This window comes from Aquitalea sp. LB_tupeE (assembly GCF_013391415.1).
Taxonomy (GTDB): Bacteria; Pseudomonadota; Gammaproteobacteria; order Burkholderiales; family Chromobacteriaceae; genus Aquitalea.
In genome coordinates, this window is sequence record NZ_JACAXB010000017.1 from 182,564 (window position 1) to 206,981 (window position 24,418).

The 24,418-nt window shown below is 60.3% G+C and carries 21 protein-coding genes; 9 read left to right on the forward strand and 12 right to left on the reverse strand.

Annotated features, from left to right (window positions below; translation table 11 throughout):
* The first annotated feature begins 177 nt into the window (after nucleotides 1-177).
* A complete protein-coding gene (locus tag HWX34_RS08990) occupies nucleotides 178-906 on the forward strand; it encodes a hypothetical protein (protein WP_178971913.1) in 729 nt (242 codons plus the stop codon).
* 46 nt (nucleotides 907-952) lie between these two features.
* Here HWX34_RS08990 and HWX34_RS08995 read toward each other — a convergent pair whose 3' ends face one another.
* Entirely contained in the window at nucleotides 953-1,477 is a 525-nt protein-coding gene (locus HWX34_RS08995; protein WP_178971914.1) for an isochorismatase family protein, read from the reverse strand.
* 225 nt (nucleotides 1,478-1,702) lie between these two features.
* Nucleotides 1,703-3,022 carry an MFS transporter gene (locus HWX34_RS09000; protein ID WP_178971915.1) on the reverse strand — a complete coding sequence of 440 codons (1,320 nt, stop codon included), beginning with the start codon at nucleotides 3,020-3,022 and terminating at the stop codon, nucleotides 1,703-1,705.
* Nucleotides 3,023-3,206: 184 nt separating this feature from the next.
* Here HWX34_RS09000 and HWX34_RS09005 point away from each other — a divergent pair, with 184 nt between their 5' ends.
* Together HWX34_RS09005 and HWX34_RS09010 are read left to right on the forward strand one after the other, a co-directional pair.
* Nucleotides 3,207-5,342 carry an ATP-binding protein gene (locus HWX34_RS09005; protein ID WP_178971916.1) on the forward strand — a complete coding sequence of 712 codons (2,136 nt, stop codon included), beginning with the start codon at nucleotides 3,207-3,209 and terminating at the stop codon, nucleotides 5,340-5,342.
* Nucleotides 5,339-5,938 (forward strand): response regulator transcription factor, encoded by a 600-nt coding sequence (locus HWX34_RS09010; RefSeq protein WP_178971917.1) that lies wholly within the window; start codon nucleotides 5,339-5,341, stop codon nucleotides 5,936-5,938. Before HWX34_RS09005 ends, HWX34_RS09010 begins: the two co-directional genes overlap by 4 nt.
* A gap of 78 nt (nucleotides 5,939-6,016) precedes the next feature.
* Here HWX34_RS09010 and HWX34_RS09015 read toward each other — a convergent pair whose 3' ends face one another.
* The gene (locus HWX34_RS09015; RefSeq protein WP_370459702.1) at nucleotides 6,017-6,715 is read right to left on the reverse strand and encodes a dienelactone hydrolase family protein; all 699 of its coding nucleotides are present in this window, start codon (nucleotides 6,713-6,715) and stop codon (nucleotides 6,017-6,019) included.
* A gap of 284 nt (nucleotides 6,716-6,999) precedes the next feature.
* Between HWX34_RS09015 and HWX34_RS21480 the strand changes: the two genes are divergently transcribed.
* Nucleotides 7,000-9,672: an EAL domain-containing protein gene (locus HWX34_RS21480; protein ID WP_178971919.1), complete on the forward strand. Its 2,673-nt coding sequence runs from the start codon at nucleotides 7,000-7,002 to the stop codon at nucleotides 9,670-9,672.
* On the opposite strand, the gene HWX34_RS09025 is transcribed toward HWX34_RS21480, so the two are convergent.
* Complete coding sequence (locus tag HWX34_RS09025) at nucleotides 9,654-10,580, reverse strand: LysR substrate-binding domain-containing protein (protein WP_178971920.1); 927 nt, start codon at nucleotides 10,578-10,580, stop codon at nucleotides 9,654-9,656. The two genes, HWX34_RS21480 and HWX34_RS09025, sit on opposite strands and share 19 nt — an antisense overlap.
* 107 nt (nucleotides 10,581-10,687) lie before the next feature.
* Here HWX34_RS09025 and HWX34_RS09030 point away from each other — a divergent pair, with 107 nt between their 5' ends.
* Entirely contained in the window at nucleotides 10,688-11,296 is a 609-nt protein-coding gene (locus HWX34_RS09030) for an FMN-dependent NADH-azoreductase (RefSeq protein ID WP_178971921.1), read from the forward strand.
* A gap of 366 nt (nucleotides 11,297-11,662) precedes the next feature.
* The gene (locus tag HWX34_RS09035; protein WP_178971922.1) at nucleotides 11,663-13,258 is read left to right on the forward strand and encodes a sensor domain-containing diguanylate cyclase; all 1,596 of its coding nucleotides are present in this window, start codon (nucleotides 11,663-11,665) and stop codon (nucleotides 13,256-13,258) included.
* Between the two features lies 1 nt (nucleotide 13,259).
* Here HWX34_RS09035 and hemF read toward each other — a convergent pair whose 3' ends face one another.
* The 4 genes from hemF to HWX34_RS09055 form a co-directional block, all read right to left on the reverse strand.
* A complete protein-coding gene (gene hemF / locus HWX34_RS09040; RefSeq protein ID WP_178971923.1) occupies nucleotides 13,260-14,168 on the reverse strand; it encodes an oxygen-dependent coproporphyrinogen oxidase in 909 nt (302 codons plus the stop codon).
* Between the two features lie 431 nt (nucleotides 14,169-14,599).
* Nucleotides 14,600-15,430, reverse strand: a complete 831-nt coding sequence (locus tag HWX34_RS09045; RefSeq protein ID WP_178971924.1) for a carboxylesterase — start codon at nucleotides 15,428-15,430, stop codon at nucleotides 14,600-14,602.
* 108 nt (nucleotides 15,431-15,538) lie between these two features.
* Nucleotides 15,539-16,900, reverse strand: a complete 1,362-nt coding sequence (locus HWX34_RS09050) for an ATP-binding protein (protein WP_178971925.1) — start codon at nucleotides 16,898-16,900, stop codon at nucleotides 15,539-15,541.
* On the reverse strand, nucleotides 16,897-17,604 hold the full coding sequence (locus HWX34_RS09055; RefSeq protein WP_178971926.1) for a winged helix-turn-helix domain-containing protein: 708 nt from the start codon (nucleotides 17,602-17,604) through the stop codon (nucleotides 16,897-16,899). Before HWX34_RS09055 ends, HWX34_RS09050 begins: the two co-directional genes overlap by 4 nt.
* A 167-nt stretch (nucleotides 17,605-17,771) precedes the next feature.
* Here HWX34_RS09055 and HWX34_RS09060 point away from each other — a divergent pair, with 167 nt between their 5' ends.
* Both HWX34_RS09060 and HWX34_RS09065 read left to right on the forward strand, forming a co-directional pair.
* Nucleotides 17,772-19,838 (forward strand): carbon starvation CstA family protein, encoded by a 2,067-nt coding sequence (locus HWX34_RS09060; RefSeq protein WP_178971927.1) that lies wholly within the window; start codon nucleotides 17,772-17,774, stop codon nucleotides 19,836-19,838.
* A complete protein-coding gene (locus HWX34_RS09065; RefSeq protein ID WP_089083650.1) occupies nucleotides 19,831-20,019 on the forward strand; it encodes a YbdD/YjiX family protein in 189 nt (62 codons plus the stop codon). Before HWX34_RS09060 ends, HWX34_RS09065 begins: the two co-directional genes overlap by 8 nt.
* Before the next feature lie 259 nt (nucleotides 20,020-20,278).
* On the opposite strand, the gene HWX34_RS09070 is transcribed toward HWX34_RS09065, so the two are convergent.
* Nucleotides 20,279-21,310: a YeiH family protein gene (locus HWX34_RS09070; protein ID WP_178971928.1), complete on the reverse strand. Its 1,032-nt coding sequence runs from the start codon at nucleotides 21,308-21,310 to the stop codon at nucleotides 20,279-20,281.
* 159 nt (nucleotides 21,311-21,469) lie between these two features.
* On the opposite strand from HWX34_RS09070, the gene HWX34_RS09075 reads away from it, so the two are divergent.
* Nucleotides 21,470-22,336 (forward strand): LysR family transcriptional regulator, encoded by an 867-nt coding sequence (locus HWX34_RS09075; RefSeq protein WP_178971929.1) that lies wholly within the window; start codon nucleotides 21,470-21,472, stop codon nucleotides 22,334-22,336.
* Between the two features lie 57 nt (nucleotides 22,337-22,393).
* Here the strand turns inward: HWX34_RS09075 and thrB are convergent, their stop codons facing one another.
* Genes thrB through HWX34_RS09090 form a run of 3 tightly spaced genes read right to left on the reverse strand, consistent with a single transcriptional unit; the run spans nucleotide 22,394 to nucleotide 24,418 of the window.
* On the reverse strand, nucleotides 22,394-23,332 hold the full coding sequence (gene thrB / locus HWX34_RS09080) for a homoserine kinase (RefSeq protein WP_178971930.1): 939 nt from the start codon (nucleotides 23,330-23,332) through the stop codon (nucleotides 22,394-22,396).
* A gap of 9 nt (nucleotides 23,333-23,341) precedes the next feature.
* A complete protein-coding gene (locus tag HWX34_RS09085) occupies nucleotides 23,342-23,665 on the reverse strand; it encodes a DUF2782 domain-containing protein (RefSeq protein ID WP_045847732.1) in 324 nt (107 codons plus the stop codon).
* A gap of 24 nt (nucleotides 23,666-23,689) precedes the next feature.
* Complete coding sequence (locus tag HWX34_RS09090; protein ID WP_178972019.1) at nucleotides 23,690-24,418, reverse strand: TIGR00730 family Rossman fold protein; 729 nt, start codon at nucleotides 24,416-24,418, stop codon at nucleotides 23,690-23,692.

Here is a 24,418-nt window from a genome sequence, read left to right on the forward strand (position 1 = left end):
AAGTCATGTGACATCACGTGTGTCTGTGCCGGGGTAAACAAGGCTTCAGAACGTTGACACGCAGGCAAGCCGGGTGTGGGTCCGACCATATCTGAAGCTGTTGATGACATTTGGCCTGCAGATCGTATTGGCATGCTGTTTGCATGGTTGTTGCCACTTCATTCCAGGGGGCACACCATGCTCATCCCAGGCCTGACCCGTGCTGGCAATGTTTCCGGGGTATACAAGTCCATTGCCGCCACGCAGAACCAAGCTGACAATACTGCCGCCCGGACGACAAATCTTGCCGATGTCATCAGTATTTCATCTGCGGCACGTGAGCGTCTGGCCGCAGAGGCGAGTGCAGCCTCAGGTGCCGGCGTCAAAATGGATACCGACAAGGGGGAGGTTGCACTGAATCTGGAGTCGTATTTTTCGCCGAAACCGCAAGGTGGGAGCGGCGAACTTCCCCCTTTGATGCTGCCATCACAGCGCAATATCGATGCCCTGACCCAGGACATCAACCAGAAATTCCCGGCATTTCTCTCCGCCAACGGCATTCCGGCTGCACCTTCCCGCATCCAGTACGATAGTTACGGCCAGCCACAGTTTCCTGCCGATTACCCCTATGCGTCCCAGCTTAAGCAAGCCTTGACTGATAACCCGGGTATCGGACGCGAGCTGAGCACGGTTTACGCCTTGGGTGAATTCAAGAACCTGCTGGATGACAGCCAGGCATTCCAGCAGGAATATGCCGCTGCGGGCAGCCAGGGTGAGCTGGACAAGGTGATCGCCAAATATTCCTGGCTGTTTTCGGCCAATCCGCCAGCAATAAAATCCATTCTGATGATTGATGCTGATGGCCATCTACGCACCGGTGAAGCCGCAGGGCATTCTGGCACTGTCGCACGGAGCAAGGCGGCTTGAATGTCCGTTTGCAGCGCTGTCAGCCAAAGGCAGTGGGACTGCTGGGCTATAGTGCGGCAGCAGGCTGAACCAGCAAGGGCTGCGGGGTGGCATTGGTGGCATCCCACACCGCATTGAAGTGATCAATCACCTGTTCTCCGCTCAAGGCAAAGGCGCTCAGGGTTGTGTGGCCATCACCGATGACCGTGACCTGAAAGCCGCGCGACACCGCATTACGCAGCGTGCTATCCAGGCAGAAGTCGGTGGCGCAGCCACCCAGCCACAGTTTGCTGACACCCAGATTCTCCAGCAGGGCGGCCAGCGGGGTATCACAAAAGCTGTCGCCATGCCGTTTGTAGATGAAATGGTCGGCGGCCGTGGCTGGCAGGGCCGGATGCAGCTGCCAGGCTGCGCTGCCACGCTCCAGCCCGGCTTCTTCATGCTGAACAAAAATCACGGGCAAACCGCGCTGGCGGGCCTTGGCAATGGCCAGGTTCAGACTATTCAGCACTTGCTCCAGCCGGACGGCGGCTGGCTCAGCGGCCACCACACCACATTGCATGTCCACAATCAGTAAAGCGCTATCCGGCATGGTGTTTCCTTTGATGATTTGCAATCCGGCCAGCATAGCTGATTTGTTGGTGTGGCTGGCAAGCCAGAACGATTCCTCTTGTCCGCTTGATTGCACCATCGTCGCAATGGCAGCCTACCTGTGTAATGGTTTGTGATCAGACATGGTTTGATTTTTGACCAAATAGAAAAAGCCGTACTGTATTCAGGCAGTGCGGCTTTTTTCATGCAGAAAGGATGTTCTGCTTCAGTGTTTGGCCTCGGCATCAATCAGCGAGCCCTTGCGGGTGTCGCGCATGAACCAGCAAACCAGCAGGGTGCAGGCAATCACGCAGGTGGTGTACCAGTAAAAGCCGCTCTCCAGCTGGATGGATTTGAACCACAAGGCCAGGTATTCCGCGGTGCCGCCAAAAACCGAGACGGCAAAAGCGTAAGGTACGCCCACGCCAGTGGCGCGGATGCTGGCCGGGAACAGCTCGGCCTTCACCAGTGCATTGATGGAGGTATAGCCGGAGACGATGATCCAGGCGCAGGCGATCAGGCCAAAGGCTTCCCACGGCCCGCTGGCGTGGCGGATAGCGGTGAGCAGCGGCACGGTGAACAGGGTGCCCAGCAGGGCAAAGCCGATCAGCAAGGGTTTGCGGCCAATGCGGTCGGACAGCGCGCCGTACAAGGGTTGCAAGCACATGGCAAACAGCAGCGAGGCGGCAGAAACCGCGGTGGTCTGCATGTCGGTCAGCCCCACTGACAGGCGCAGGAATTTCTGCATATAGGTGGTGTACACATAAAAGGCCAGCGTGCCGCCCATGGTCAGGCCCACTACCAGCAGGACTTCTTTGGGATGCTGCGCCAGTTGCTTGAGGCCGCCCATGGCCTTGGCGCTTTTGCGTGCCGCTTCAAACGACTGGGTTTCCGGCAGATTGTGGCGCATGCGCAGGGCCAGTACCGCCAGTGCCGCCCCGACAAAAAACGGAATGCGCCAGCCCCAGGCGCGCAGTTCTTCGGCACTGAGCAGGAATTTCTGCAAGACCAGCAGCAATAGCAAGGCCAGCAACTGGCCGCCGATCAGTGTGACGTACTGGAAGCTGCTGTAGAAGCCGCGGTGTTTGGACTCTGCCATTTCCGACAGATAGGTTGCGCTGGCACCGTATTCACCGCCCAGGCTCAGACCTTGCAGCAGGCGGGCCAGCAGCAGGATGCAGGGAGACAGGATGCCGGCGCTGGCATAGGTCGGCGCGCAGGCAATCAGCAAGGAACCAAAGCACATCAGCAGCACCGAGGCCATCAGCGCGGTCTTGCGCCCCATGCGGTCGCCGATATGGCCAAACAAAATGCCGCCGATGGGACGGATGAAAAAGCCGAGGGCGAAGATGCCGGCGGTGGACATCAGCTGGGCGGTGGGGTCCTGGGCCGGGAAGAAGGCATTGGCAAAATACAGGGCAAAGGCGGAATAGCAGTAAAAATCGAACCATTCCACCAGGTTGCCGGCCGAGCCGACAATGATGGCATGCAGGCGTTTGCCTGAGATTCGTTCGTGGCTGGCCGCGGTGGCGGTGGCGCTGGACATGGTGGTCTCCTCTGGTGTGACGGGATATATCCGGGTTTCCCGTTTGTCGCCATCTACTATGCGCAGTCGGGTAGCGGTCGACATCCGCAACTTTGCCCTGATCGTCTCCGTAGAACTACGGAGGAGTGTTCCCGTTCGGTGTCCGGGCTGCTATGGTCTTTGCTTCCCCGGCCCAGGAGATGCCATGCCCAGCCCCCGCACACACCAAGCACGCTATTGGCGCTGGCTGGGGCTGACCATGGCCGCCATCGGCCTGATCGTGTTGAGTGCCAACTGGGCGGAGCGTCACGAACTGGCCACGCGCACCGCCGCCTTGCGCCAGGCTGCGGCTGCCCATGTGCTGGGTTTGCGCGGGCTGGTGGAAAAGCATGATTTCCTGCCCTATGCCGCCGCGCGGCATCCGGATGTGCTGGCCTTGCTGCAAGCGCCGCAAGACAGTGCACTGCGCCGGCGGGTGAACCAATACTTTGCCGATTTGCAGGCCACCACCGGCGCGGCGGCCTTGTTTCTGGTGGATCGCAACGGCCTGACTCTGGCGGCCAGTAACTGGAACCAGCCGGCCAGCTTTGTCGGCCAGTCCTACCGCCAGCGGCCTTACTTTGAAGACGCACTGCGCGGCCAGCGTGGTTTGTTTTACGGGCTGGGACTGACCACGGGCCAGTCCGGCCTGTTCATTGCCGAGCCGGTGCGCGGCCCGGCAGGCATCATGGGGGTAGCGGTAGTCAAGATCAGCCTGGAGCCCTTGCAGGCGGCATGGCGACGCGGTATCGACCCGGTGTTGCTGCGCGACAGCCGTGGCGTGGTGTTTCTCAGTTCGCAGCCCGAATGGCTGTTCCAGGCCCGCCAGCCGCTGAGTGCGGCACAGGCTGACTGGATCAGCAGCCATCGCCAGTACGGTACCCGCAGCCAGTTTGCCGTATTGCCCTGGCGGGTGACGCCCTTGCCGGATTCTGCCGCTTACAGCCTGCAAACCGTCGTACAGGGGCAGCACCGTGCCTTGCTGGCGCTAGACACCTCCTTGCCGGAACTGGGGTGGACGCTGACCGTGACATCCGACCTGAAAGAAGTCACCCAGACCCGGCAACTGGCGCTGGCGCTGACGACCTTGCTGGTGGCGCTGCTGTTGCTGGCCAGCTTGTACTGGCGTTTGCGCGAAAAACGCTTTGTCGAGCAGCGCAGCGCGCGGCTGGAGCTGGAGCGACGGGTGGAGGAGCGCACCCGCGATCTGGAAGAAGCCCACACCTTCCGCAAGGCGATGGAGGATTCGCTACTGGTGGGCATGCGTGCGCGTGACCCGCAAGGCCGCATCATTTACGTCAACCCGGCGTTCTGCGCCATGGTGGGCTATGGCGCGGAAGAATTGCTGGGCTGCCTGCCGCCCTATCCGTACTGGCATCCGGATGATCTGGAAAAGCAGGCCCGGGTGAGCCAGGACGTGCTGCAGGGCAGGGTGGTGCCACATGGCTATGAGTCGCGCATCCGTCACAAGGACGGACATGATGTGATCACCATGATTTATACCGCCGCGCTGGTTGATGCATGCGGCGTGCATCGGGGCTGGATGAGTTCGGTGGTGGATATCACGGCGCAGAAACAGGCCGAGGCCCGTCAGCGGGATCAGGAGCGACAGCTTGAACGCAGTGCGCGGCTGGCCAGTGTCGGCGAAATGGCTTCCACGCTGGCGCACGAGCTGAATCAGCCGCTGATGGCGCTGTCCAATTTTGCCCTGGCTGCCCGGGCACTGGCCGAGCACGGGGAGGGCGGCCTGCTGGCAGAAACCCTGAACGACATCATTGCCCAGTCGAAACGGGCCAGTGAAATCGTCAAGCGGGTAAGAGTGTTCATCAACCCGCAACGCGCCCAGTATGAAAACCTGGCACCGGCGGAGGTCATCCAGCATGCAGTTGAGCTTCTCAAGCCCGAATTACAGCGCCACCATGTGCAACTGCTGCTGCAGCTGGAGGAAAACCTGCCACCGGTACGCGGGGATAGCGTGCTGCTGGAGCAGGTGCTGATGAACCTGATCCACAATGCGCTGCATGCCATGCAGACGCAGCCGCCGGGCAGCCGCCGCATCACCTTGCAGTGTCGGCAACAGGATCAAGGACTGAGCGTGACCGTGGCCGATAGCGGGCCGGGTATTCCGGCAGAACAGATCGAGCAGATCTTTGCCCCGTTCTTTACTTCCAAACCCGACGGTCTGGGCCTGGGCCTGAATATTTGCCGTACCATCATCGAAGCCCACGGTGGTTGTATCAGCGTGGAAAACAGCCCCGCTGGCGGGGCCGCCTTTACCTTTACCCTACCGCTTGCATCATGAAAGAAATGCCGCTCACCCTGTTTATTGTCGATGATGACGAAGCCTTGCGCCGGTCCCTGTTGCTGCTGTTGCTGTCACAGGGGCTGGCGGTGCAGGCTTTTGATTCCGGCGAAGCCTTTCTCAGTGCCGTCAACCTGCGTCAGCCTGGCTGCGTGATTCTGGACTTGCGACTGGGCGGTATCAGCGGCCTGTCGGTGTTTGATAGTCTGCTGGCCGCACACAGCCCGCTGGTGACGCTGTTTTTATCGGCGCATGGTGATATTCCCACGGCACTGGAGGCCGTCAGGCGTGGGGCATTTGATTGGGTGGAAAAGCCGGATACCCAGCACTTGCTGGACAAGCTGCCGGCTGCCATCGCACTGGCCCGTGCCCGCGCGCAGGCGTTGCGGCAATGGGCGGAGCTGACCCCGCGTGAGCGGGAAGTGGCACGGCTGGTGGGGCTGGGGCAGCCCAACAAGGAAATTGCCCGCGTGCTGGTGCCGCCTTGCGGCCATCGCTCGGTGGAAACCCACCGCGCCAATATCTTCAGCAAGCTGCAATGTGCCAACGATAACGAATTGGGCCGCTGGCTGGCGGCTCATCCCTGGCTGGACTGAGCGCAGCGGGCATCGCCAGGGAGAGAGGACGGGCCACGGCAACCGTGACCCCCTGGGTTAAGAGACGGGCGCTGGGGTTTACAGGTGTTGTGCCAGGAACTGCAAGCTGCGGCCGGTGGCCAGTGCTGCGGCGGACTGGTCGTACACCGCGCGGCGGCCCCAGCAATTGAAGCCATGCCCTGCGCCGGGGTAGTCAAAGAACACCGCATTGTCCTTGCCGACAAACGCCGCCTTGACGGCGCTGACCGCGGTTTGCGCAATGTGTTCGTCCTTGCCAGCGTAATGGAACAGGATGGGCTGGGTGATTTGTCCGGCCAGTTCCAGATGCTGATCAATACCGCCACCGTAATAGCACACCGCAGCATCAGCCTGACTCAGTGCCGCTGCGCGGAACGCCAGCTGCCCACCCAGGCAGAAGCCCAGTGTCGCCACCTTGCCGCTGACTTCCGGGCGCTGGCGCAGCAGGGCGACGGCAGCGGCCACATCGGCAGTGGCCTGCGCGGTATCCACCTGCTGGTAGTAGCCAAAAGCTTCTTGCGTTCCGGCGGCATCGTAGTCCAGGTCCACCCGCGGCTTCAGTCGCCAGAACACATCCGGGGCCAGTACCACATAACCGGCTAGCGCGTACTGATCGGCCACGGCACGGATATGTTCGTTGACCCCCCAGATTTCCTGCACCAGTACGATGCCCGGGCCGGTGCCGGTGGGGGGGAGTGACAGATAACCGCCAAATTGCTTGCCGTCCTGGGTGGGAATGTCGATCCAGCTTGCGTTCACGGGAAACTCCTTTGTGCGAGAGTGCATCGGAATGGCCATCGGGCTGGCTGCCCGCAGGCATGAAAAGGGCAGGGCATGGTCAGGCGCAGTTGTCCTGACGGATTCAGCCAGGCATGCCCTGCATGACCTTGGCTATGTCGTAGCAGGCATGGCTTTTTCAATAGTGCTGCGCAGAAAATGCGCAGCACTATTTGGCTGGCTTCGATCAGACTGGCAGAAAATTATGTCAATAAGGTCAGCTTTGCTAACATGAGAGATATCGCTTACCAACCAGCATTTCTCTCATGAAGCAGCGCGCGCAACGCATGTTCATTGTGTTCTTCTTGCTGCTGTTTCTGGGCACGGCGGCCCTGATTGCGTTTCTCCTGGGTGTGGCCTATCAGGAAAAGCAGCGTCAGGCCGAGGTGAATGCCAGCAATGTGGTGGAGGCGCTGGAAGCCAGGCTGGAGGCCACCTTGCGCCGCAGCCAGGCCACGCTGGAAGAGCTGGCGCGTACCACCAATCCGGCCCTGATGTCATTGGCGGTGCGTAGCGAACACGCCAGTGCCATGCAAAGAGAGCTGGCCTTACGCGCCAGCCACTTTCCGGAAATTGTCGGACTGCGCCTGATCGATGCCCAGGGCAATGTGCTGTACGCCTCGGACCTCCCCCTGCCCAATGCGTCGGTGCGAGACCGCAGCTATTACATTGCCTTGCGCCAGAATCCCCGGATACCGCTGTTTTTTTCCGAAGTGACAATCGGACGGTTGAACCCAACCCGCCAGTTGTACATGGCGGTGCCTATGCGCAGTCCGCAGGGCGAATTTGCCGGCATTGCCATGGCACCGCTGGACATCGCTTACTTTCAGAAGCTGTTTGCCGCCATCAACCTGGGCCCGCACGGGGTGATTACCTTCCGCCGCAGCGATGATGGCCGATTGGTATTACGCATGCCGGCGGTGGTGGGCACCGTCAACCAGAGCTTGCATTACAACCCCATGCACCAACAGGTGGAGAGTGGCGAGAAACACGGCTTGCTGCGTTATGCCTCGGATGTTGATCAGTTGGACCGGGTTTATGCCTTCAAGCGGGTAGGTGACTTCCCTTTCTACCTGGGCGCAGGCATTGCCAGCATGGATTTTCTGGCCCAATGGCATGCCACCTTGCTGGGTACGGTAGTGGTCAGTTTGCTGGTGTTGCTGGTGCTGGGCGTATTGCTGTACCGCCTGCAACAGTCCGAGGTGCGGCAGCAGGATGCCTCGGCCAATCTGCAGGCCAGCGAGGATCGCTTCCACTTATTGCTCAATGCCGTGGGCGATGGCATTTGCGGACTGGACCAGGACGGACGCTGCATGTTTGCCAACCCGGCGGCTTGCCAGTTGCTGGGCCATGAAAGTGAAGCCGCCTTGCTGGGGCAGCAGTTGTTGCCGCTGGTGCATACCCACGGCCAGGACCGCCAGCCCTTGCCCGATGGCGCGAGTGCCATTCACCAGGCCTTGCGTCAGGGCCGCAGTGCCCATGCTGATGACGCACTGTTTACCCGTGCCGACCAGAGCCTGCTGCCGGTGCGCTACGATGCTTATCCACTGGTCAAGGACGGGCATGATATCGGGGCGGTCTTGCTGTTTCAGGATATTGGTGCCCATAAGCGGCAACAGGAGCAGATTGCCTTTCTGGCTCATCACGATGCACTGACCGGCCTGCCTAACCGCATTCTGGCCGAGGACCGCTTCCGGCAACTGCTCAGCCTGACCGAACGCCATGGCAACATGCTGGCCATGTTGTTTATGGACCTGGATGGCTTCAAGACCATCAACGACTCTCTGGGGCATGATGTCGGGGATGAAATGCTGCAAGCGGTAGCCCAGCGACTGAGCAGCCTGTTGCGTGAGCACGATACCGCCTGTCGGCTGGGTGGCGACGAATTTCTGTTGCTGTTGCCTGACATCGACGGTATCGACAGCCTGTTGCCTATGGTCAGCCGCTTGCTGCGGGCGCTGGAACAGCCCTACCAGTTGATCGGGCATCAGCTGTACAGCTCGGCATCCATTGGCGTATCGCTCTATCCACTGGATGGACAGGACTTCACCACCCTGATGAAAAAGGCCGATACCGCCATGTATCACGCCAAGGATGCCGGGCGGAATACCTGTCGTCTGTTTGATGCCAACATGCAGGTGGAGGCCGAGGAAGCCTTGCGTCTGCGCGGCCGCTTCATGCTGGCGCTGGAAACCAGCCAGTTTGTGCTGCACTACCAGCCACAGGTGAGCCTGGTGGACGGACGCATCATCGGCGTGGAGGCGCTGGTGCGCTGGCAGGATGGCGCGCAGCTGATTCCGCCGGGGCGCTTCATTCCGATGGCGGAAAGCAGCGGGCTGATTGTGCCATTGGGCGAGTGGGTGCTGCAGGAAGCCTGCCGGCAGGCCGTGCAATGGCAGCACTGCTATCCCAGCCAGGTGGGCGTGGCGGTGAATCTCTCTGCGGTGCAGTTCAAGCGTGGCAATCTGGAACAGGCGGTGGCGGCTGCATTGCGCGAAAGCGGCTTGCCCGCCCATTTGCTGGAGCTGGAGCTGACCGAAAGCTCGCTCTTGCACCAGACCGAGTCGGTACTGACCACCTTGCATCGCCTGGGGCAACTGGGTGTGCGGCTGGCCATCGACGATTTCGGCACCGGCTATTCCAGCCTGGCTTACCTCAAGCGGCTGGCGGTCAATACCCTGAAAATAGACCAGTCCTTTGTCCGCAATCTGCCGGACGACCCAGACGATGCCAATATCGTGTGCGCCATCATCGACATGGCACACAAGCTGCAACTGCATACGCTGGCCGAAGGCGTGGAAACCGCCCAGATCGCCGACATGCTGCAGGCCATGGGCTGTGAGCAGGCGCAGGGCTATCATTTTGCCCGCCCGCAAACCGCAGCCCAGTTGCAGGACTTCCTGCGCCAGCAGGCGGCCAGTCAGCCGGGTGGCAAATAGGACGGATGGCCGGGCGGAATCAGTTCGGCCACCAGAAAGTCGATGAAGGCACGAATGGCCGGTGACAGGCCGCGCCGCGTGGTAAACGCTGCATGCAAAATGCCCCAGGGGCTGTCGAATTCCGGTAGCAAACGCAGCAATTGCCCCTGGCGAATGGCTTCATCACACACCATCAAGGGCAGTGCGGCCACCCCCAGCCCGGCAATTGCCGCTTCCAGCAACACCAGGAAGTCGTCGGTCATCAGCCTTGGCTGGTCAATTTGCAGGCTGTAGCTGTGACCGGCCTGATCCAGTAATTGCCACTGCCCGCGGCCATCCGGACGACTCATGGTGAGTGCCGGCAGGCCTGGCAGATCCGCCGGGGTGCGTGGCATAGCGTGCGCGCGCATGAAGTCCGGGCTGGCGACCAGAATCACCTGGCTGACGGCTAGTTGCCGCACTACCAGATTGGCACTGTTGTCGATGCTGTTACGCACCCGCAGCGCCACGTCGATATTGTCTTCGATCAGGTCCACCCGCCGGTTGGTGGCTTCCAGCGCAATGCGCACCTGTGGATAACGCTGCATGAAACGCGGTAGTGACGGTGCCAGCAAGGTCTTGGCCAACAGTTCCGGGCAGCTGACGCGCACCAGGCCGCGCGGTTCGGCGCTGATGCGGGCAATGGCCTCTTCGGCGGCCTCGGCTTCAGCCAGCATGGCCTGGCAGTGCTGATAATAGCTGCTGCCCACTTCGGTCAGTGCCAGACGCCGCGTCGTGCGTTGCAGCAGGCGCACACCCAGCCGTTCTTCCAGCTCGGCCACCCGGCGTGACAGGCGCGACTTGGGAACCCCCAGCATGCGGCTGGCGGCCATGAAGCCACCGTGCTCCACCACCTTGGCAAAGTACAGCAGGTCATTCAGATCTTGCATTTGATTGTCCTATTGGTGGAACAATGTTTCCGTTTTAAGCAGTCTAGTCATGATTGGTCGCAAAAACTACTATTCCGTCACCAACTCTGCTTACAAGGACACCCACCATGAAACTGTTGCACCTCGATTCCAGCATCCTCGGTCAGAACTCTGTTTCCCGTCAGCTGACTGCTGCCGTGGTAGAGGCTGTTCGTGCCAAGCACGCCGATGTTCAAACCAGCTACCGCGATCTGGCAGCCCAGTCCATTGCCCACCTGTCCGGTGAAATCATTGGTGCCAATTTCACCGCCGAGGCCGACTGGACAGAAACCCAGCGCAGCGAAAGCGCATTGAGCAATGCGCTGATTGAAGAATTCCTGGCCACGGACGTTCTGGTGATTGGCGCGCCGATGTACAACTTCTCCATTCCGTCCCAGCTCAAAAGCTGGATCGACCGGGTCGCCGCTGCTGGCCGTACCTTCAAGTACGGTGCCAATGGCCCGGAAGGCCTGGCTGGTGGCAAGAAAGTGATCATCGTATCCAGCCGTGGTGGTGTGTACTCCACCGAACAAGGCCAGCTGATGGATTTCCAGGAAGACTACCTGCGCACCGTGCTGGGTTTCCTGGGCATTACCGACATTGCCTTCATCCGCGCCGAAGCCGTCAATATGGGTGAAGACAAGCGCGCTACTGCCATTCATGCCGCCAAGGAAGCGATTGCCAAGCTGGCCATCTGATTTTCCCTGCACAGATGTGACAAAACGGGCCTTGATGGCCCGTTTTCTGATTATTGGCCATACCCGTCTCGCGTTCTGCAAAGAAAGCGAGGCTCCCTTTCCGGGAAAGGGCGAGGGGATAGGGAATCGATGGGAGGCTGCGGAATCAGCCACTTCATCGAAAGGCCCGGCTTTGCCGGGTCCGGTGCAATCGCACCAAATCACTTTGTCAGCAGCCTGGAAACGGGCCTTGATGGCCCGTTTTGCATGTTCAGTCAGCCCCATGGCTTGCCGTGTTCTACCACCTGCTAATTAACTGGAATTACTTGTCAACATATCGAAAGTACGGTGTGATGCAGACAGGGGCACGGCGTGCAGGTGGCTAAGATGCGCAAGATGTGGTTAGGCGAGACGGTACTGGATCATCAGTCAGCATTTCGTAGCGGCTTGCTGCTGCTGATTGTGCTGTTGCTGCTATCCAATGGCTGGTTTGCCTACAGTCGCGCGCTCAATCTGGCCAATCAGTATGCGCACCGGGCTGTCAGCAGCCTGGAACAACACTTTGACGGCATTGATGGTTTCATTGACACCATCTACGCCGATACCGTCAGCGAGTTGAAACAACGCGATGGCGGACAGGAGCAACAGGTCACGCTGTCCTGGCTGCGCGATGCACCGGGACAAGGGTTTTATGCACTGGATGCCCATCCCACCTTGCCGTCAGGCTTGCAGCCGGGCAACCTCACCGGCCAGGGACAGGCAGCGGCACTGGATGCCGCTGCCCGGCACGAAATGGCTGTGGTGCTGGGCCTGACCCCCATGATGCAAGTGGCCTATCAGCATCTGGGCGAGCATGGTGTGGATTGGGTTTACTATGTTTCTGCCCGGCAATTCATTTATCTCTATCCCTTTGCCCCGGCTGCAACTTATCACTACAGTGCCAATACCCCGGCTGGGCAGTTCTGGCGTCTGGCAGTACCGACAGTCAATCCGCGCGGTCAGCGGGTGATGACCCCGGTGTATATCGACCAGGCCGGCAAGGGTCCCATGCTGACCATCAGCCAGCCGGTATGGGTGGCGGGGCAGTTCCGGGGTGTGCTGTGCATGGATGTGGGGCTTAACACACTCAACGAGTTGCTGCGCAAGGTGGATGCCCCGGCGGGCAGCCTGTATTTGCTCAATCGTCAGAACCAGGTGGTGGCCAGTAGCGACGATCACCCCTTGCCGCAGGAAAACCTGCAGTTGTTACCGGTGATGGCGACCTATGCCGTCAGCCCCACCGCCCATGTGCGCGTGTATGCGCTGGGCGACTCCGGCATGCGGATGCTGCAATACCTGCCCAATTACTGGCTGGCTCTGGAAGTGGCCCGTGGCTGTGCGCCGAGTGTGGTGGCCGCTGTGCTGCTGTGGCTGGCCTTGTTGCTGCTGACACGTACCTGGCAGTTCAACCGCGAATTGCGCCGCCTGTCCGAACATGATGCCCTGACCGGGGCACTGAACCATCGCGCTTTCCAAGCCTTGCTGGCGCAGCTGTATCAGGACTACCAAATGCAGGGCACGGTGTTTGCGCTGGTGATGGTGGATCTGGACCATTTCAAGAAGATCAACGATAGCTATGGTCACGCCGTAGGCGATACGGTACTGAAAGTCCTGGTCAGGCTGGCCCTGCGGCTACTGCGCAATGAAGACCGGGTGGCCAGGCTGGGTGGTGAGGAATTTGTGCTGGTGTTGCCCGCCACCGATCTGCCAGCCGCCATGAAGGCAGCAGTACGCCTGCGTTTGCAGCTGGAGCGGCTGCACTGGAGCAAACTGGGTTTGCCAGAGCCGGTGACAGCCAGCATGGGCTGTGCCGTGGCCCTGCCGAACGACCGTCATGCCGGCGATGTACTCAAGCGTGCGGACGATGCCATGTACCGGGCCAAGCAGGAGGGACGCAACCGGGTTTGCCTGGATTGGCAAGGCCCGGCGGCGCAAGAGAATTGAATTACACCCAGTCGCGGGCAGGCAGGAAGTGCTCGTACAGTGCGGCCTCTGCACTGCCCGGTTCCGGCTGATAGCCGTATTCCCAGCGTACCAGCGGCGGCATGGACATCAGGATGGATTCGGTGCGGCCGCCGGTTTGCAGGCCAAACAGGGTGCCACGGTCCCATACCAGGTTGAATTCCACATAGCGGCCACGGCGATACAGCTGGAACTGGCGCTGGGCGTCGGTCCACGCTGTGGCCTTGCGTTTGTCCACGATGGGGACATAAGCCTCGACAAAGCCCCGGCCCACCGCCTGCATAAAGGCAAAACTGCGCTCGAAGCCCCAGGCGTTCAGGTCGTCAAAAAACAGGCCGCCCACACCACGGGCTTCGTTGCGGTGCTTGAGGAAGAAGTATTCGTCACACCATTTCTTGTAATCGGTATACACGCTATCGCCAAAGGGCTGGCACAGATCGCGCGCCACGGTGTGCCAGTGAATCACGTCTTCTTCCACCGGGTAGAAAGGTGTGAGGTCAAAGCCACCGCCAAACCACCATACCGGCTCGGCATCATCTTTTTCGGCAATGAAGAAGCGCACATTGGCATGGCTGGTGGGCACATGCGGGTTTTCCGGGTGAATCACCAGCGATACGCCCATGGCTTCAAAGCGGCGACCGGCCAGTTCCGGACGGTGAGCCGTTGCCGATACCGGCAGCGCATCACCACTGACATGCGAGAAGTTCACCCCCGCCTGCTCGAATACCGCACCCTTGCTCAGCACCCGGCTGCGCCCACCACCACCGGCCGGACGCTGCCAGGCGTCTTCGACAAAACGGCCCTGACCATCGGCCTGCTCCAGCGCGGCACAGATATGGTCTTGCAGTTGCAGCAAAAAGGCTTTCACCTCGTTGGCATGGGGATGACTCATTGCAATATCCTGAAAGGTGGTGTGGCTGGCATTGTAGCAGGGGGATTCCTGCGGCTGCAGCGGCATGCGGCCGGGAGGCGGGCAAAAAAAGAACCCGCCGGGAGGGCGGGTCGCACATCGTCACACAAAGGACAGAGGAGTACAGGCCTGTTGCCAGGCCTTACAGATACAAAGCAAAAGCTTGTCACGGGCTCGGGGGTGTCCGTGGCAAGGCTGAAGCATGGAAGACAGTGTGCCAGAAGCCCGGATTGGCACTGTGCGGCTAGCGTCTTGGCTGTGTGCCCGCGTTGTGCCTGCTTGGTGACGGTGAATGACAAAGCGGCCCAGTGTGTTGCCAAACATGAAGCAAGGGAACTTTGCCGCCCGACAATGCAAAACGGGCCGCTACGCATCAGCGTGGCGGCCCGTAGTCAGGCGTGACAACAAAGTGCTCAGGCAGTAAGCGGGCTGGCCTGCCAGTTTTCTTGCGGGCTGCTGGTGACAGCAGGACGGCTGGCAGGCTTGGACTGGAAGAAGTCCACGCTGCGCGCCAGTACCGCCATGCGTTCGTTATCCACCAGAATCATGTGATAGCTGTCCGACAGCGGCATGAAGTCTACCGTTCCGCCCAGATGCTTTTGCAGATGATGTGCCGAGCGCGGGCTGGTGATGTCGTCTTCGTCGGCATGGACAATCAGCGTCGGGCAAGTGATTTGCCCCAGGCGCGGCAGTAGTTGCCGACGCAGCTTGTCCACTTCCCGGATGCAGGCCAGCGGCACATAGGGGTAGTGAAAACGTTCGCCACGCTCGAAACGCTGCTGGATCAGCTTGCGGATGCGCGGGTTCTTGATACCGAAGGGCTCGGCTTCCGGAATGCGCATGCGGCGTGCCATGCCGGGCAGGATGTAACCCAGAGGGCGCAACCACGTCAGTCGTGGCAGGCTCCAGCCATCCAGGAACAGCGGCGGTGCATACAGTGCCAGCTTGTCCTTGTGGTTTTCCAGCCGCGCTACTTCCAGCGCCACCAGTGCACCCAGGCATACGCCAGCCAGATGCACCACGCCATGGCGTTGCTTCAGCGCGCGATATTCGGCGCGCATGCTTTGGATCCAGTCAGTCCAGCGGATGTCCAGCAGCTCTTCCGGTTCGGTGCCGTGGCCGGGCAATAGCGGGGCATGGGTGACGATGCCGACGTCTTCCAGGGTACGGCCCAGCGAGCCCAGATCATAAACAGTGCCACCAAGGCCGTGGATCAGCAGGGCCGCAGGTCGGGTAGAGCGCATGGCAATTCCACATACACAAAAATTAACAGATTGCATTATGGGGGAAGCTGGCTTGCGGGTCTGTCGCCTTCGTGTCACAGCTTTGTGACAAGCTGTGACCTGTGCAGACTAGCTCAAGGCAATGCGCAGGGTGAGACGGGCGCCGCCCAGGGGGCTGGTGCCGGCAAAGGCGCTGCCGCCATGGTGTTCGGCAATCAGGCGGACATAAGACAGACCGAGGCCATAGCCGCCAGTGGCGCGGTCGCGGCTGCGGTCCAGGCGGCGGAAGGGTTCGAAAATGCGCTCCCGGTCCGCTTCGGGAATGCCATGGCCGTCATCATCCACCTGGATTTCCAGCATGGTGCCCTGACGTTCCACGATCAGGTGCACCTGGTGCTGGGCATACTTGAAGGCGTTCAGCAGCAGGTTGCGGCTGGCGACGTAAATCAGCTTGCGGTCAAAGGCCGCCTCGCCGCGGGCGCAGTCCATGGTGAGGCGGATGCCCGCCGGCTTGAGCGGCTGGACCAGGTCAATCAGGTCGTCAAACCATTCGTACAAATCCACCTGCTCGCGTTGCAGGATGGCCTCGCCCCGGTTGAGCTTGGCGTATTCCATGCTGGCGGTAATCAGTTCCTCCAGTTCCTGCATGTCGCGCTCCATGCCATCGCTGTAGCGCCGACGCTCGTCTTCGTCGTCCTCTTCTTCCAGCATGGTCAGGCCAAAGCGCAAGCGGGCAATGGGGGTGCGGATTTCATGCGCCACCGCGTGGCTCATGGCCTGGTGCATTTCCAGCAGCCGTTCCAGCCGGGCGGCCATGCTGTTGAGGGCGGTGGACAAGGGGGCAAACAGTCGGCTATGGGCTTGCGGGGTACGCACGTGAAAGTCGCCATTGGCAAACAGCTCGGCGGCATCGCGTACCGATACCAGGTCGCGCCACATCGGCCGCAAGTAAAAGTACATCAACAGGCCCAGCGTGCTGCCGGTGAAGACAATCCACAACAGCAATACCTCGATGTCCTCGGTAATCCAACCACTGTCATTGCTGTTGGGGGTGGCGTCCAGCGGGCCAAGCAACAGCATGCGCTTTTCATCCGGTAGTGGGATGTAGAGCAGGTTGTTGTCGAAATCCAGATAGGTTTTGCCACTGCTGAAGTTCTGTTTGCTTTCGGGGTCCAGGTCGGCAGGCAGGCTGCTGATCAGCTTGACCGGGTAACTGAAGTGGCGGGTGAGTTGCGGCAGCGCATGTTCGCGCGCCGCCACCGGCACGCGTTGCAGTTCCTGCACCAGTAGAGAGGCCGGGCCGTCCAGCATGCGCCGGGCGTTTTCACTGTCGCTATTCTGGTACAGCTTGCCCAGCATGAAGGCAAAACCGATGATGATGGCCAGCTCTGCCGCCATGGCAATGATGAAATAACGGGCAAACAGCGTAGCCAGCGATGGTTTGGTACTGCGGTTTTTGCGGTCGGGCCGCAGACGGCGGAGCTGTATCATTCCCAGTCGCTGCGCGAGAACAGATAGCCCTTGCCGCGTACCGTCTTGATGCGGGTGGGCGAATCCGGGCTGTCGCCCAGTTTTTTGCGCAGCCGGGAAATGCGGGCGTCAATGGAACGGTCCAGCCCGTCAAAACCGATGCCGCGCAATTCATTCATGATGTCGTCACGCGACAGCACCTGCCCGGCATGGCTGGCCAGCAGCCACAGCAGGTCGAATTCGGCCGTGGTCAGCTCCATTTCCTCGCCGCTCAGATAGGCGGCACGGGTGCCTTGGCTGATATTGAACTGGCCGAAAACCAGCTCGTCGTTGTCGCCGGCTTCCACATTATCTTCTTCTGCCACCCCACGGCGTAGCAGCGCGCGTACCCGCGCCAACAGGCGGCGCGGCTCTACCGGTTTGGCCAGGTAGTCGTCAGCCCCCAGTTCCAGCCCCAGGATTTCATCCACGTCCTCATCGCGCGCGGTCATGATGAGAATGCGGCCGTGATAGCGCAGCCGCACTTCGCGGCAGACATCGAAGCCTTCCTTGCCGGGCAACATGACGTCCAGGATGACCAGGTCGGGGCGGGTGTCCAGAATGACATCGGCTGCGGTATCACCACGACCGTGCTGGCTCACCTGATAACCATGCTTGGTCAGGTAGGCGGCGATCAGTTGTGACAAGTGGATGTCATCTTCAATGATGAGAATGTGCGGTGCCATGCGCGATCTGCAATAAACAATCCACAAATAGTATCACTATGTATACCCGTACCGGCAGATGGCTTGTAATTCCGATTCCATGCGAACAGAATGAAATACGCGTTTTCTGCGCATTCAGGCAGGCCTGCAGGCCTGCCCAAGATTAATTCAAGGACAGAGAAAATCACATGCAACGCTTAAAGGAATGGGCAATCTGGATTGCCGTCGCCCTGGCGGGCGCCATCGCCTTTGCCGTGGTGGCATTGAACCGGGGAGAGCCGGTCAATGCCATCTGGCTGGTGGTGGCCGCCGTGTCGGTGTACTCCATCGCTTATCGTTTCTACAGCCGTTTCATTGCCGACAAGGTGCTGGAGCTGGACCCGCGCCGTCTGACCCCGGCCGAGAAGCATAATGACGGCCTGGACTACGTACCGACCAACAAATGGGTGGTGTTCGGCCACCACTTTGCTGCCATTGCCGGGGCCGGTCCGCTGGTGGGCCCGGTGCTGGCCGCGCAGATGGGGTATCTGCCGGGGACTTTGTGGATTCTCGTCGGCGTGATGCTGGCCGGTGCGGTACAGGATTTTCTGGTGCTGTTCCTGTCCATGCGCCGTGATGGCAAGTCGCTGGGCGAAATCATCCGCCTGGAGCTGGGCCCCATTCCCGGCGTGATTGCCTCCATCGGCATCCTGATGATCATGATCATCCTGCTGGCGGTACTGGCGCTGGTGGTGGTCAAGGCGCTGGCTGGCAGCCCGTGGGGGACGTTCACCATTGCCTGCACCATTCCGATTGCCTTGTTCATGGGGGTGTATACCCGCTTCATCCGTCCGGGCAAGATTGGTGAGATTTCAGTCATCGGCTTCATCCTGCTGATGCTGGCCATTGTCTATGGTGGCGATGTGGCACACAGCCCGACGCTGGCTCCGCTGTTTACCTTCCAAGGCACTACGCTGGCGTGGATCCTGATCGGCTACGGCTTTATTGCCTCGGTACTGCCGGTATGGCTGCTGCTGGCCCCGCGTGACTATCTGTCCACCTTCCTCAAGATCGGCACCATTGTCGGCCTGGCCATCGGCATCCTGGTGGTGGCACCCAACCTGCACATGCCGGCGCTGACCAAGTTCATCGACGGCACCGGCCCGGTATTCGCGGGTAATCTGTTCCCCTTCCTGTTCATCACCATTGCCTGCGGTGCCGTGTCCGGCTTCCATGCGCTGGTGGCTTCCGGCACTACGCCCAAGCTGATCGAGAACGAAACCCACGCCCGTGCCATCGGCTACGGTGCCATGCTGATGGAAAGCTTTGTCGCCATCATGGCGCTGATTGCCGCCTGCGTGCTGGACCCGGGCGTGTACTTTGCCATGAACAGCCCGGCCGCCGTGATCGGCAAGACTGCGGTGGACGCGGCACAAGTGATTTCCGGCTGGGGCTTTGTCATCACGCCGGATGTGCTGACGCAAATGGCCAAGGACGTGGGCGAAGCCACCATCCTGTCGCGTGCCGGTGGCGCTCCGACGCTGGCTGTGGGGATGGCGCACATCCTGTCCGGCGTGATCGGCGGCAAGACCATGATGGCCTTCTGGTACCACTTTGCCATCCTGTTTGAAGCGCTGTTCATTCTCACCACCATCGACGCCGGTACCCGTGTGCTGCGCTTCATGATCCAGGATTTGCTGGGCATCTTCATCAAGCCGATGGCCAATACCGAATCCTGGGGGGCCAACCTGGTGGCCACCGGCCTGGCCGTGGCTGGCTGGGGCTACTTCCTGTACCAGGGCGTGGTGGATCCGCTGGGTGGCATCAATACCTTGTGGCCGCTGTTCGGCATTGCCAACCAGATGCTGGCCGGTATTGCGCTGATCCTGGCTACCGTGGTGCTGATCAAGATGCAAAAACTGCGCTATGTGTGGGTGACCGCCCTGCCCACTCTCTGGCTGCTGATTGTCACCCTGGTGGCCGGCTGGCAGAAGTTGTTCCATGCCAGCCCCAAGATCAGCTTCCTCGCCCATGCCGACAAGTTCTCCGCGGCTGCGGCCAAGGGTGAGGTGCTGGCTCCGGCGAAAAACCTGGCACAGATGCAGCAGATCATCTTCAATGATTATGTGGATGCCACGCTGACTGCCATGTTCATTGCCGTGGTGGTGGCCATGCTGGTGTTCTCCGTCAATGTCATCCGCAAGGCGCTGGCTGTGAAGTGGGTTACCACCAAGGAAGTGCCGGCGGCTTATCGTCAGGGAGAAGCCAATGTCTGAGTGGTTGCGTCAGCTGACCGAAGCGGCAAGGCTGATGGTGGGGGTGAAGGACTACGACAAATACGTCGCCAGCCGCCGCCGTTTCAGCCCCAACGCCCCGGTGATGAGCCGCGAGGCCTTTTTCGCCCACTGCCAGTCCGAGCGTTACGGTGGCAAGTCGATGAAAAAGTGCCCCTGCTGATTTCCGGTCAGCCATAGAAAACCGCCCGGTTCCGGGCGGTTTTTTGATTCTCCCGCTTGCTGCCTGCAAAGAAAGCGAGGCTCCCTTTCAGGGAAAGGGTGAGGGGATAGGGAATAGGGAATAGACGGCAAGGCTGCGGAATCGATGATTTAGTCGAAAGGCCCGGCTTTGCCGGGTCCAGTACAATCGCACCACATAAGGTTGTCAGCAGCCTGAAAAACCGCCCGATACCGGGCGGTTTTTTATTGCATGCCGTGTTTCACAGCTGGTGTAACAGATAGCTGATGCCGCTGTTGATCAGCGTGCCGCCTAACAGCAGCCAGCCAAACAGTGCGCTGGCCAACAGCATGGGTTTGCTTCCGGCGCGGCGGATGGCGGAAAAATGGGTGGTGAGGCCCAGTGCGCCCATGGCCATGGCCAGCAGCAGGTTATCCAGCGCAATCAGCCAGCTCACCCAGGCTTGCGGCAGCCAGTGCAGCGAGTTGAAACCGGCCATGGCGAGAAAACCCAGCGCAAACCACGGAATGGTGATGCGGCGTGCCTCGGTGCTGCCGGACTGGTGGCGACGGGCCAGCCAGGCCGACAGGATGAGCAGAAACGGTGCCAGCATCATCACCCGGATCATCTTGGTAATCACCGCGCTATTGGCCGCCTGCTCGCTCACCGCCCGCCCGGCTGCCACCGCCTGGGCCACTTCATGCACGGTGGAGCCGGTAAACACGCCGTAGGCAAATTCGGATACACCCAAAGCCTGGGTCAGCGCAAACAGCAGCGGGTAGAGAAACATCGCCAGCGTACCGAATACCACTACGGTGGCCACCGCTACCGCTACCTTCTCTGCATGCGCCTTCACTACCGGCTCGGTGGCCAGAATGGCGGCGGCACCGCAGATCGAGCTGCCCGCGCCAATCAGGATGACGCTTTGTTCGTCCAGCCCCAGCTTGCGTCGTCCCAGCCAGTAAGCCAGCGCAAAGGTGGAAGTCAGCACACAGGCATCAATCAGGATGCCGCTGATGCCGACAGCGGCAATGTCCTGAAACGTCAGCTTGAAGCCAAACAGAATGATACCCAGGCGCAGGATCTGGCCCTTGGCAAAGGTGACGCCGTGATGGCTGTGCGAGGCCAGGCGCGAATACAGCGTATTGCCCAGCAGCATGCCGCCGACAATGGCAATGGTGAGAGCGGACAGTCCCAGTTGACTGAATAGCAGCAAGCCCGCGGCAAACTGGGCCAGTACGGCCAGACACAGTACCAGCAGCAGACCCGGTAGTTTTTGTGCAAGGGAAGTCATGATGGTGTTCCGGTAAAGCGGGCGTTTGCCCTGTTGCCTTCACCATACGCGCCAGCAATAAAGTTGAAAAACGGATAAAATTTCTACAAATAATTAAAATTATTAATATATAACGGCCAACGGTGCTTTGTGTCCGCTGGCCAGGCAAGGAAAGCTGCCATGGCATTACGTTTGAGCCTGCGTGAACTGGAAGTGTTTGTCGCCATTGCCGAAGCCGGTACGGTCACGGCGGCGGCAGCGGCGATTGCGCTGACGCAATCGGCCGCCAGTCAGGCGCTGGCGGCGCTGGAGGCTGGCCTGGGCGTTGCCCTGTTCGACCGCATTGGCCGCCGACTGCTGCTGAACGAGCATGGCAGGCTGCTACTGCCACGGGCCCGCACCATGCTGGATGCGGCGCAGGACATGCAGCAGCTGTTTGATGATCATGCCGCCATGCATCTGCGGCTGGGAGCCAGTACCACCATCGGCAATTATCTGCTGCCGCAGCAGATCGCCCGTTTTCGTCAGGAGCATCCTGAAGCCCGGGTGGAGCTGATGGTGGCCAATACGGCCGACATAGTCGATGCGGTGGCTGGCTTCAAGGTGGACATGGGTTTTATCGAAGGGCCCTGCCATCACCCGGATATCGTGGTGGAACCCTGGCGTGATGACACCCTCCTGGTATTTGCCGCCACCAGTCACCCGCTGGCGCAAGGCGCAGTCAGCCTCTCGCAATTGGCACAGGCACAGTGGGTATTGCGCGAGCGCGGTTCCGGCACCCGCGAAGAGGTGGAGCGTCTGCTGCTGCCGCATGTGGGTAGTTTTGGCGAGGTGATGGACCTGGGGCATTCGGAAGCCATCAAGCGTGCAGTGGCTGCCGGGCTGGGGGTGAGTTGCCTGTCCTTGCATGTGGTGCAGGAACTGCTGGATAGCGGGCAGATTGTCGCGGTGCTGGCACCGCTGCCCACTTTGCACCGCACGCTGTACCGCATCACCCACAAGGACAAGGGGCAGACGCGCGGCATGACCGTGTTCAGTCAGGTGTGAGCCGACATGAAAACAGGCTGCATGCAGCAGCCTGTCAGGGTGGAGCGATTGGTGTGCTTACAGCCAGAAATCGCTGCGCTGGCGATGGGCTTCCACCAGACGCTGGAACACCTTGGGGTCCTTGGTGTAGGTCAGCTCGCCATCCATCGGCTGGTACAGGTCGAGCAGACGAGACGTCCAGAAGCGCAATGCTGCGGCACGCAGCATCACCGGCCAGGCCTGTTTTTCTTCCGCCGTCAGAGTACGGACCGACTGGTAACCTGCCAGAAAGGCGGCTGCCAGTTGTGCATCGATGCTGCCGTCTGCCAGACGGGTCCAGTCATTCAGGGCAATCGCCACGTCGTACAGCAGGATGTCGTTGCAGGCGTAGTAGAAGTCGATGAAACCAGCGATCTTGTCGCCATCCATCAGTACATTGTCTTTGAACAGGTCGGCGTGAATCACACCGCTGGGCAGGTGATCAAAGCGGTGGCTGTCTTGGAATTGCACTTCTTCACGCAGGCTGGCGGCATCGGCTGCGTCCATATAGGAATACATGGCGCTGGCGGTATCGCTCCACCAGCGCGGGCCGCGCGGGTTCTTCATCTTGCGCGGGAAGGTGGCGCTGGCTACATGCATTTGCGCCAGCATCTCGCCCACGGCGTGACACTGCGCTGCATTGGGCTGGCTGATGTCGGCACCGGACAGGCAGCTCACCAGACAGGCAGGCTTGCCAGCCAGGAGCGAGGCAAACTGGTCGGTGTTGTCCGCCACCGGAGCCGGGCAGGCCACGCCGTGACGGGCCAGATGGCTCATCAGCGTCAGGTAGTAGGGCAGTTCTTCCAGCTTCAGGGTTTCGAAGATGGTGAGAACGTAACGGCCATGGGTGGTGGTGACAAAGTAATTGGTATTGGTGACGCCAGCGGCAATGCCCTTGAGTTCGACCAGCTGGCCCAGCGCATAGCGGCTGAGCCAGCTTTGCATCATGTCATCGCTGACGGTGGTGTAAACCGACATTCCTGTTCCTCAGAAGCGCTTGAGAACCCATTGCGGGATATTGATGCGGCGATTGGGGTCCACCTGCTTCATATTGCCATTACCCTCTTCATCCATCAGGTAGTAAGGAAAGCCGATGCTCGGCGTTACCTTCACCATGTAGAGCTGGCCGTTGAGGCGGTATTCCTCAATCTTTTCATCACCGCGCTGAATGATGCGCACTTCCGGCTCTGCCACCCCGGCAGCATCCTGCGAGATGGTGGGCGGGGGCGGTACCGTGGCGGGTGCCGGCGGTGTTTCGGCCCAGGCTGCGGACAAGGGCAGCAGGGCCAGCAGGGCGAGAGAGCGGCGCATGTGGATGGGTCCTTGGTGAAGGTGTTATAGGTTGAGCAGTTTTTCGCGTTCTTCCGGCAAAGCCTCGAAGCCGCGGGTTTCGTAGTGCTTGAAGATGGTTTCCACAATCTGGCCGGGTTCGTCGATCAGCTGGATCAGGTCTACGTCCTCCGGGTTGATCATACCTTCTTTTACCAGATGATTTTTCACCCAGTCGATCAGACCGGTCCAGAAATCGCTACAGCACAGGATGATGGGGATCTTGCGGCTCTTGCCGGTCTGGATCAGCGTCAGCGCCTCGAACATCTCGTCCAGCGTGCCAAAGCCGCCGGGCATCACCACATAAGCAATGGCGTGTTTGACGAACATCACCTTGCGGCTGAAGAAGTGATTGAACTTGACGGACAAGTCCTGGTATTCGTTGGGCTTCTGTTCGTGTGGCAATACGATATTGAGTGCCACCGACGGGCTTTTGCCATAAAACGCGCCCTTGTTGGCCGCTTCCATGATGCCGGGGCCACCGCCGGAAATGACAGAAAAGCCGGAATCAGAAAGAAGACGGGCAACCTCTTCGGTCAGCTTATAATAGCGGTGGTCACGCGGGGTTCGGGCGCTGCCGAAGATGCTGACTGCCGGGGTGATACCTTGCAGTTCTTCGGCGGAGTCGACAAACTCCGACATGATCTTCATCACATGCCACGCCTCGCGCGAGCGGAAGCGCTGCATCTTGTCGTAACGATCACTGGTCTGCGGCAATTTATCGGACAAGCTCAT

Bases quoted from the DNA above. Each gene is read 5' to 3' on its own strand.
- thrB (WP_178971930.1), bottom strand. From the start codon at position 23,332: ATGTCGGTTTACACCACCGTCAGCGATGACATGATGCAAAGCTGGCTC.
- HWX34_RS09090 (WP_178972019.1), bottom strand. From the start codon at position 24,418: ATGAGCTTGTCCGATAAATTGCCGCAGACCAGTGATCGTTACGACAAG.
- HWX34_RS09060 (WP_178971927.1), top strand. From the start codon at position 17,772: ATGCAACGCTTAAAGGAATGGGCAATCTGGATTGCCGTCGCCCTGGCG.
- HWX34_RS09065 (WP_089083650.1), top strand. From the start codon at position 19,831: ATGTCTGAGTGGTTGCGTCAGCTGACCGAAGCGGCAAGGCTGATGGTG.
- hemF (WP_178971923.1), bottom strand. From the start codon at position 14,168: ATGAGTCATCCCCATGCCAACGAGGTGAAAGCCTTTTTGCTGCAACTG.
- HWX34_RS21480 (WP_178971919.1), top strand. From the start codon at position 7,000: ATGAAGCAGCGCGCGCAACGCATGTTCATTGTGTTCTTCTTGCTGCTG.
- HWX34_RS08995 (WP_178971914.1), bottom strand. From the start codon at position 1,477: ATGCCGGATAGCGCTTTACTGATTGTGGACATGCAATGTGGTGTGGTG.
- HWX34_RS09000 (WP_178971915.1), bottom strand. From the start codon at position 3,022: ATGTCCAGCGCCACCGCCACCGCGGCCAGCCACGAACGAATCTCAGGC.
- HWX34_RS09085 (WP_045847732.1), bottom strand. From the start codon at position 23,665: ATGCGCCGCTCTCTCGCCCTGCTGGCCCTGCTGCCCTTGTCCGCAGCC.
- HWX34_RS09005 (WP_178971916.1), top strand. From the start codon at position 3,207: ATGCCCAGCCCCCGCACACACCAAGCACGCTATTGGCGCTGGCTGGGG.
- HWX34_RS09055 (WP_178971926.1), bottom strand. From the start codon at position 17,604: ATGGCACCGCACATTCTCATCATTGAAGATGACATCCACTTGTCACAA.
- HWX34_RS09025 (WP_178971920.1), bottom strand. From the start codon at position 10,580: ATGCAAGATCTGAATGACCTGCTGTACTTTGCCAAGGTGGTGGAGCAC.
- HWX34_RS09030 (WP_178971921.1), top strand. From the start codon at position 10,688: ATGAAACTGTTGCACCTCGATTCCAGCATCCTCGGTCAGAACTCTGTT.
- HWX34_RS09075 (WP_178971929.1), top strand. From the start codon at position 21,470: ATGGCATTACGTTTGAGCCTGCGTGAACTGGAAGTGTTTGTCGCCATT.
- HWX34_RS09010 (WP_178971917.1), top strand. From the start codon at position 5,339: ATGAAAGAAATGCCGCTCACCCTGTTTATTGTCGATGATGACGAAGCC.
- HWX34_RS09045 (WP_178971924.1), bottom strand. From the start codon at position 15,430: ATGCGCTCTACCCGACCTGCGGCCCTGCTGATCCACGGCCTTGGTGGC.
- HWX34_RS09070 (WP_178971928.1), bottom strand. From the start codon at position 21,310: ATGACTTCCCTTGCACAAAAACTACCGGGTCTGCTGCTGGTACTGTGT.
- HWX34_RS08990 (WP_178971913.1), top strand. From the start codon at position 178: ATGCTCATCCCAGGCCTGACCCGTGCTGGCAATGTTTCCGGGGTATAC.
- HWX34_RS09035 (WP_178971922.1), top strand. From the start codon at position 11,663: ATGCGCAAGATGTGGTTAGGCGAGACGGTACTGGATCATCAGTCAGCA.
- HWX34_RS09050 (WP_178971925.1), bottom strand. From the start codon at position 16,900: ATGATACAGCTCCGCCGTCTGCGGCCCGACCGCAAAAACCGCAGTACC.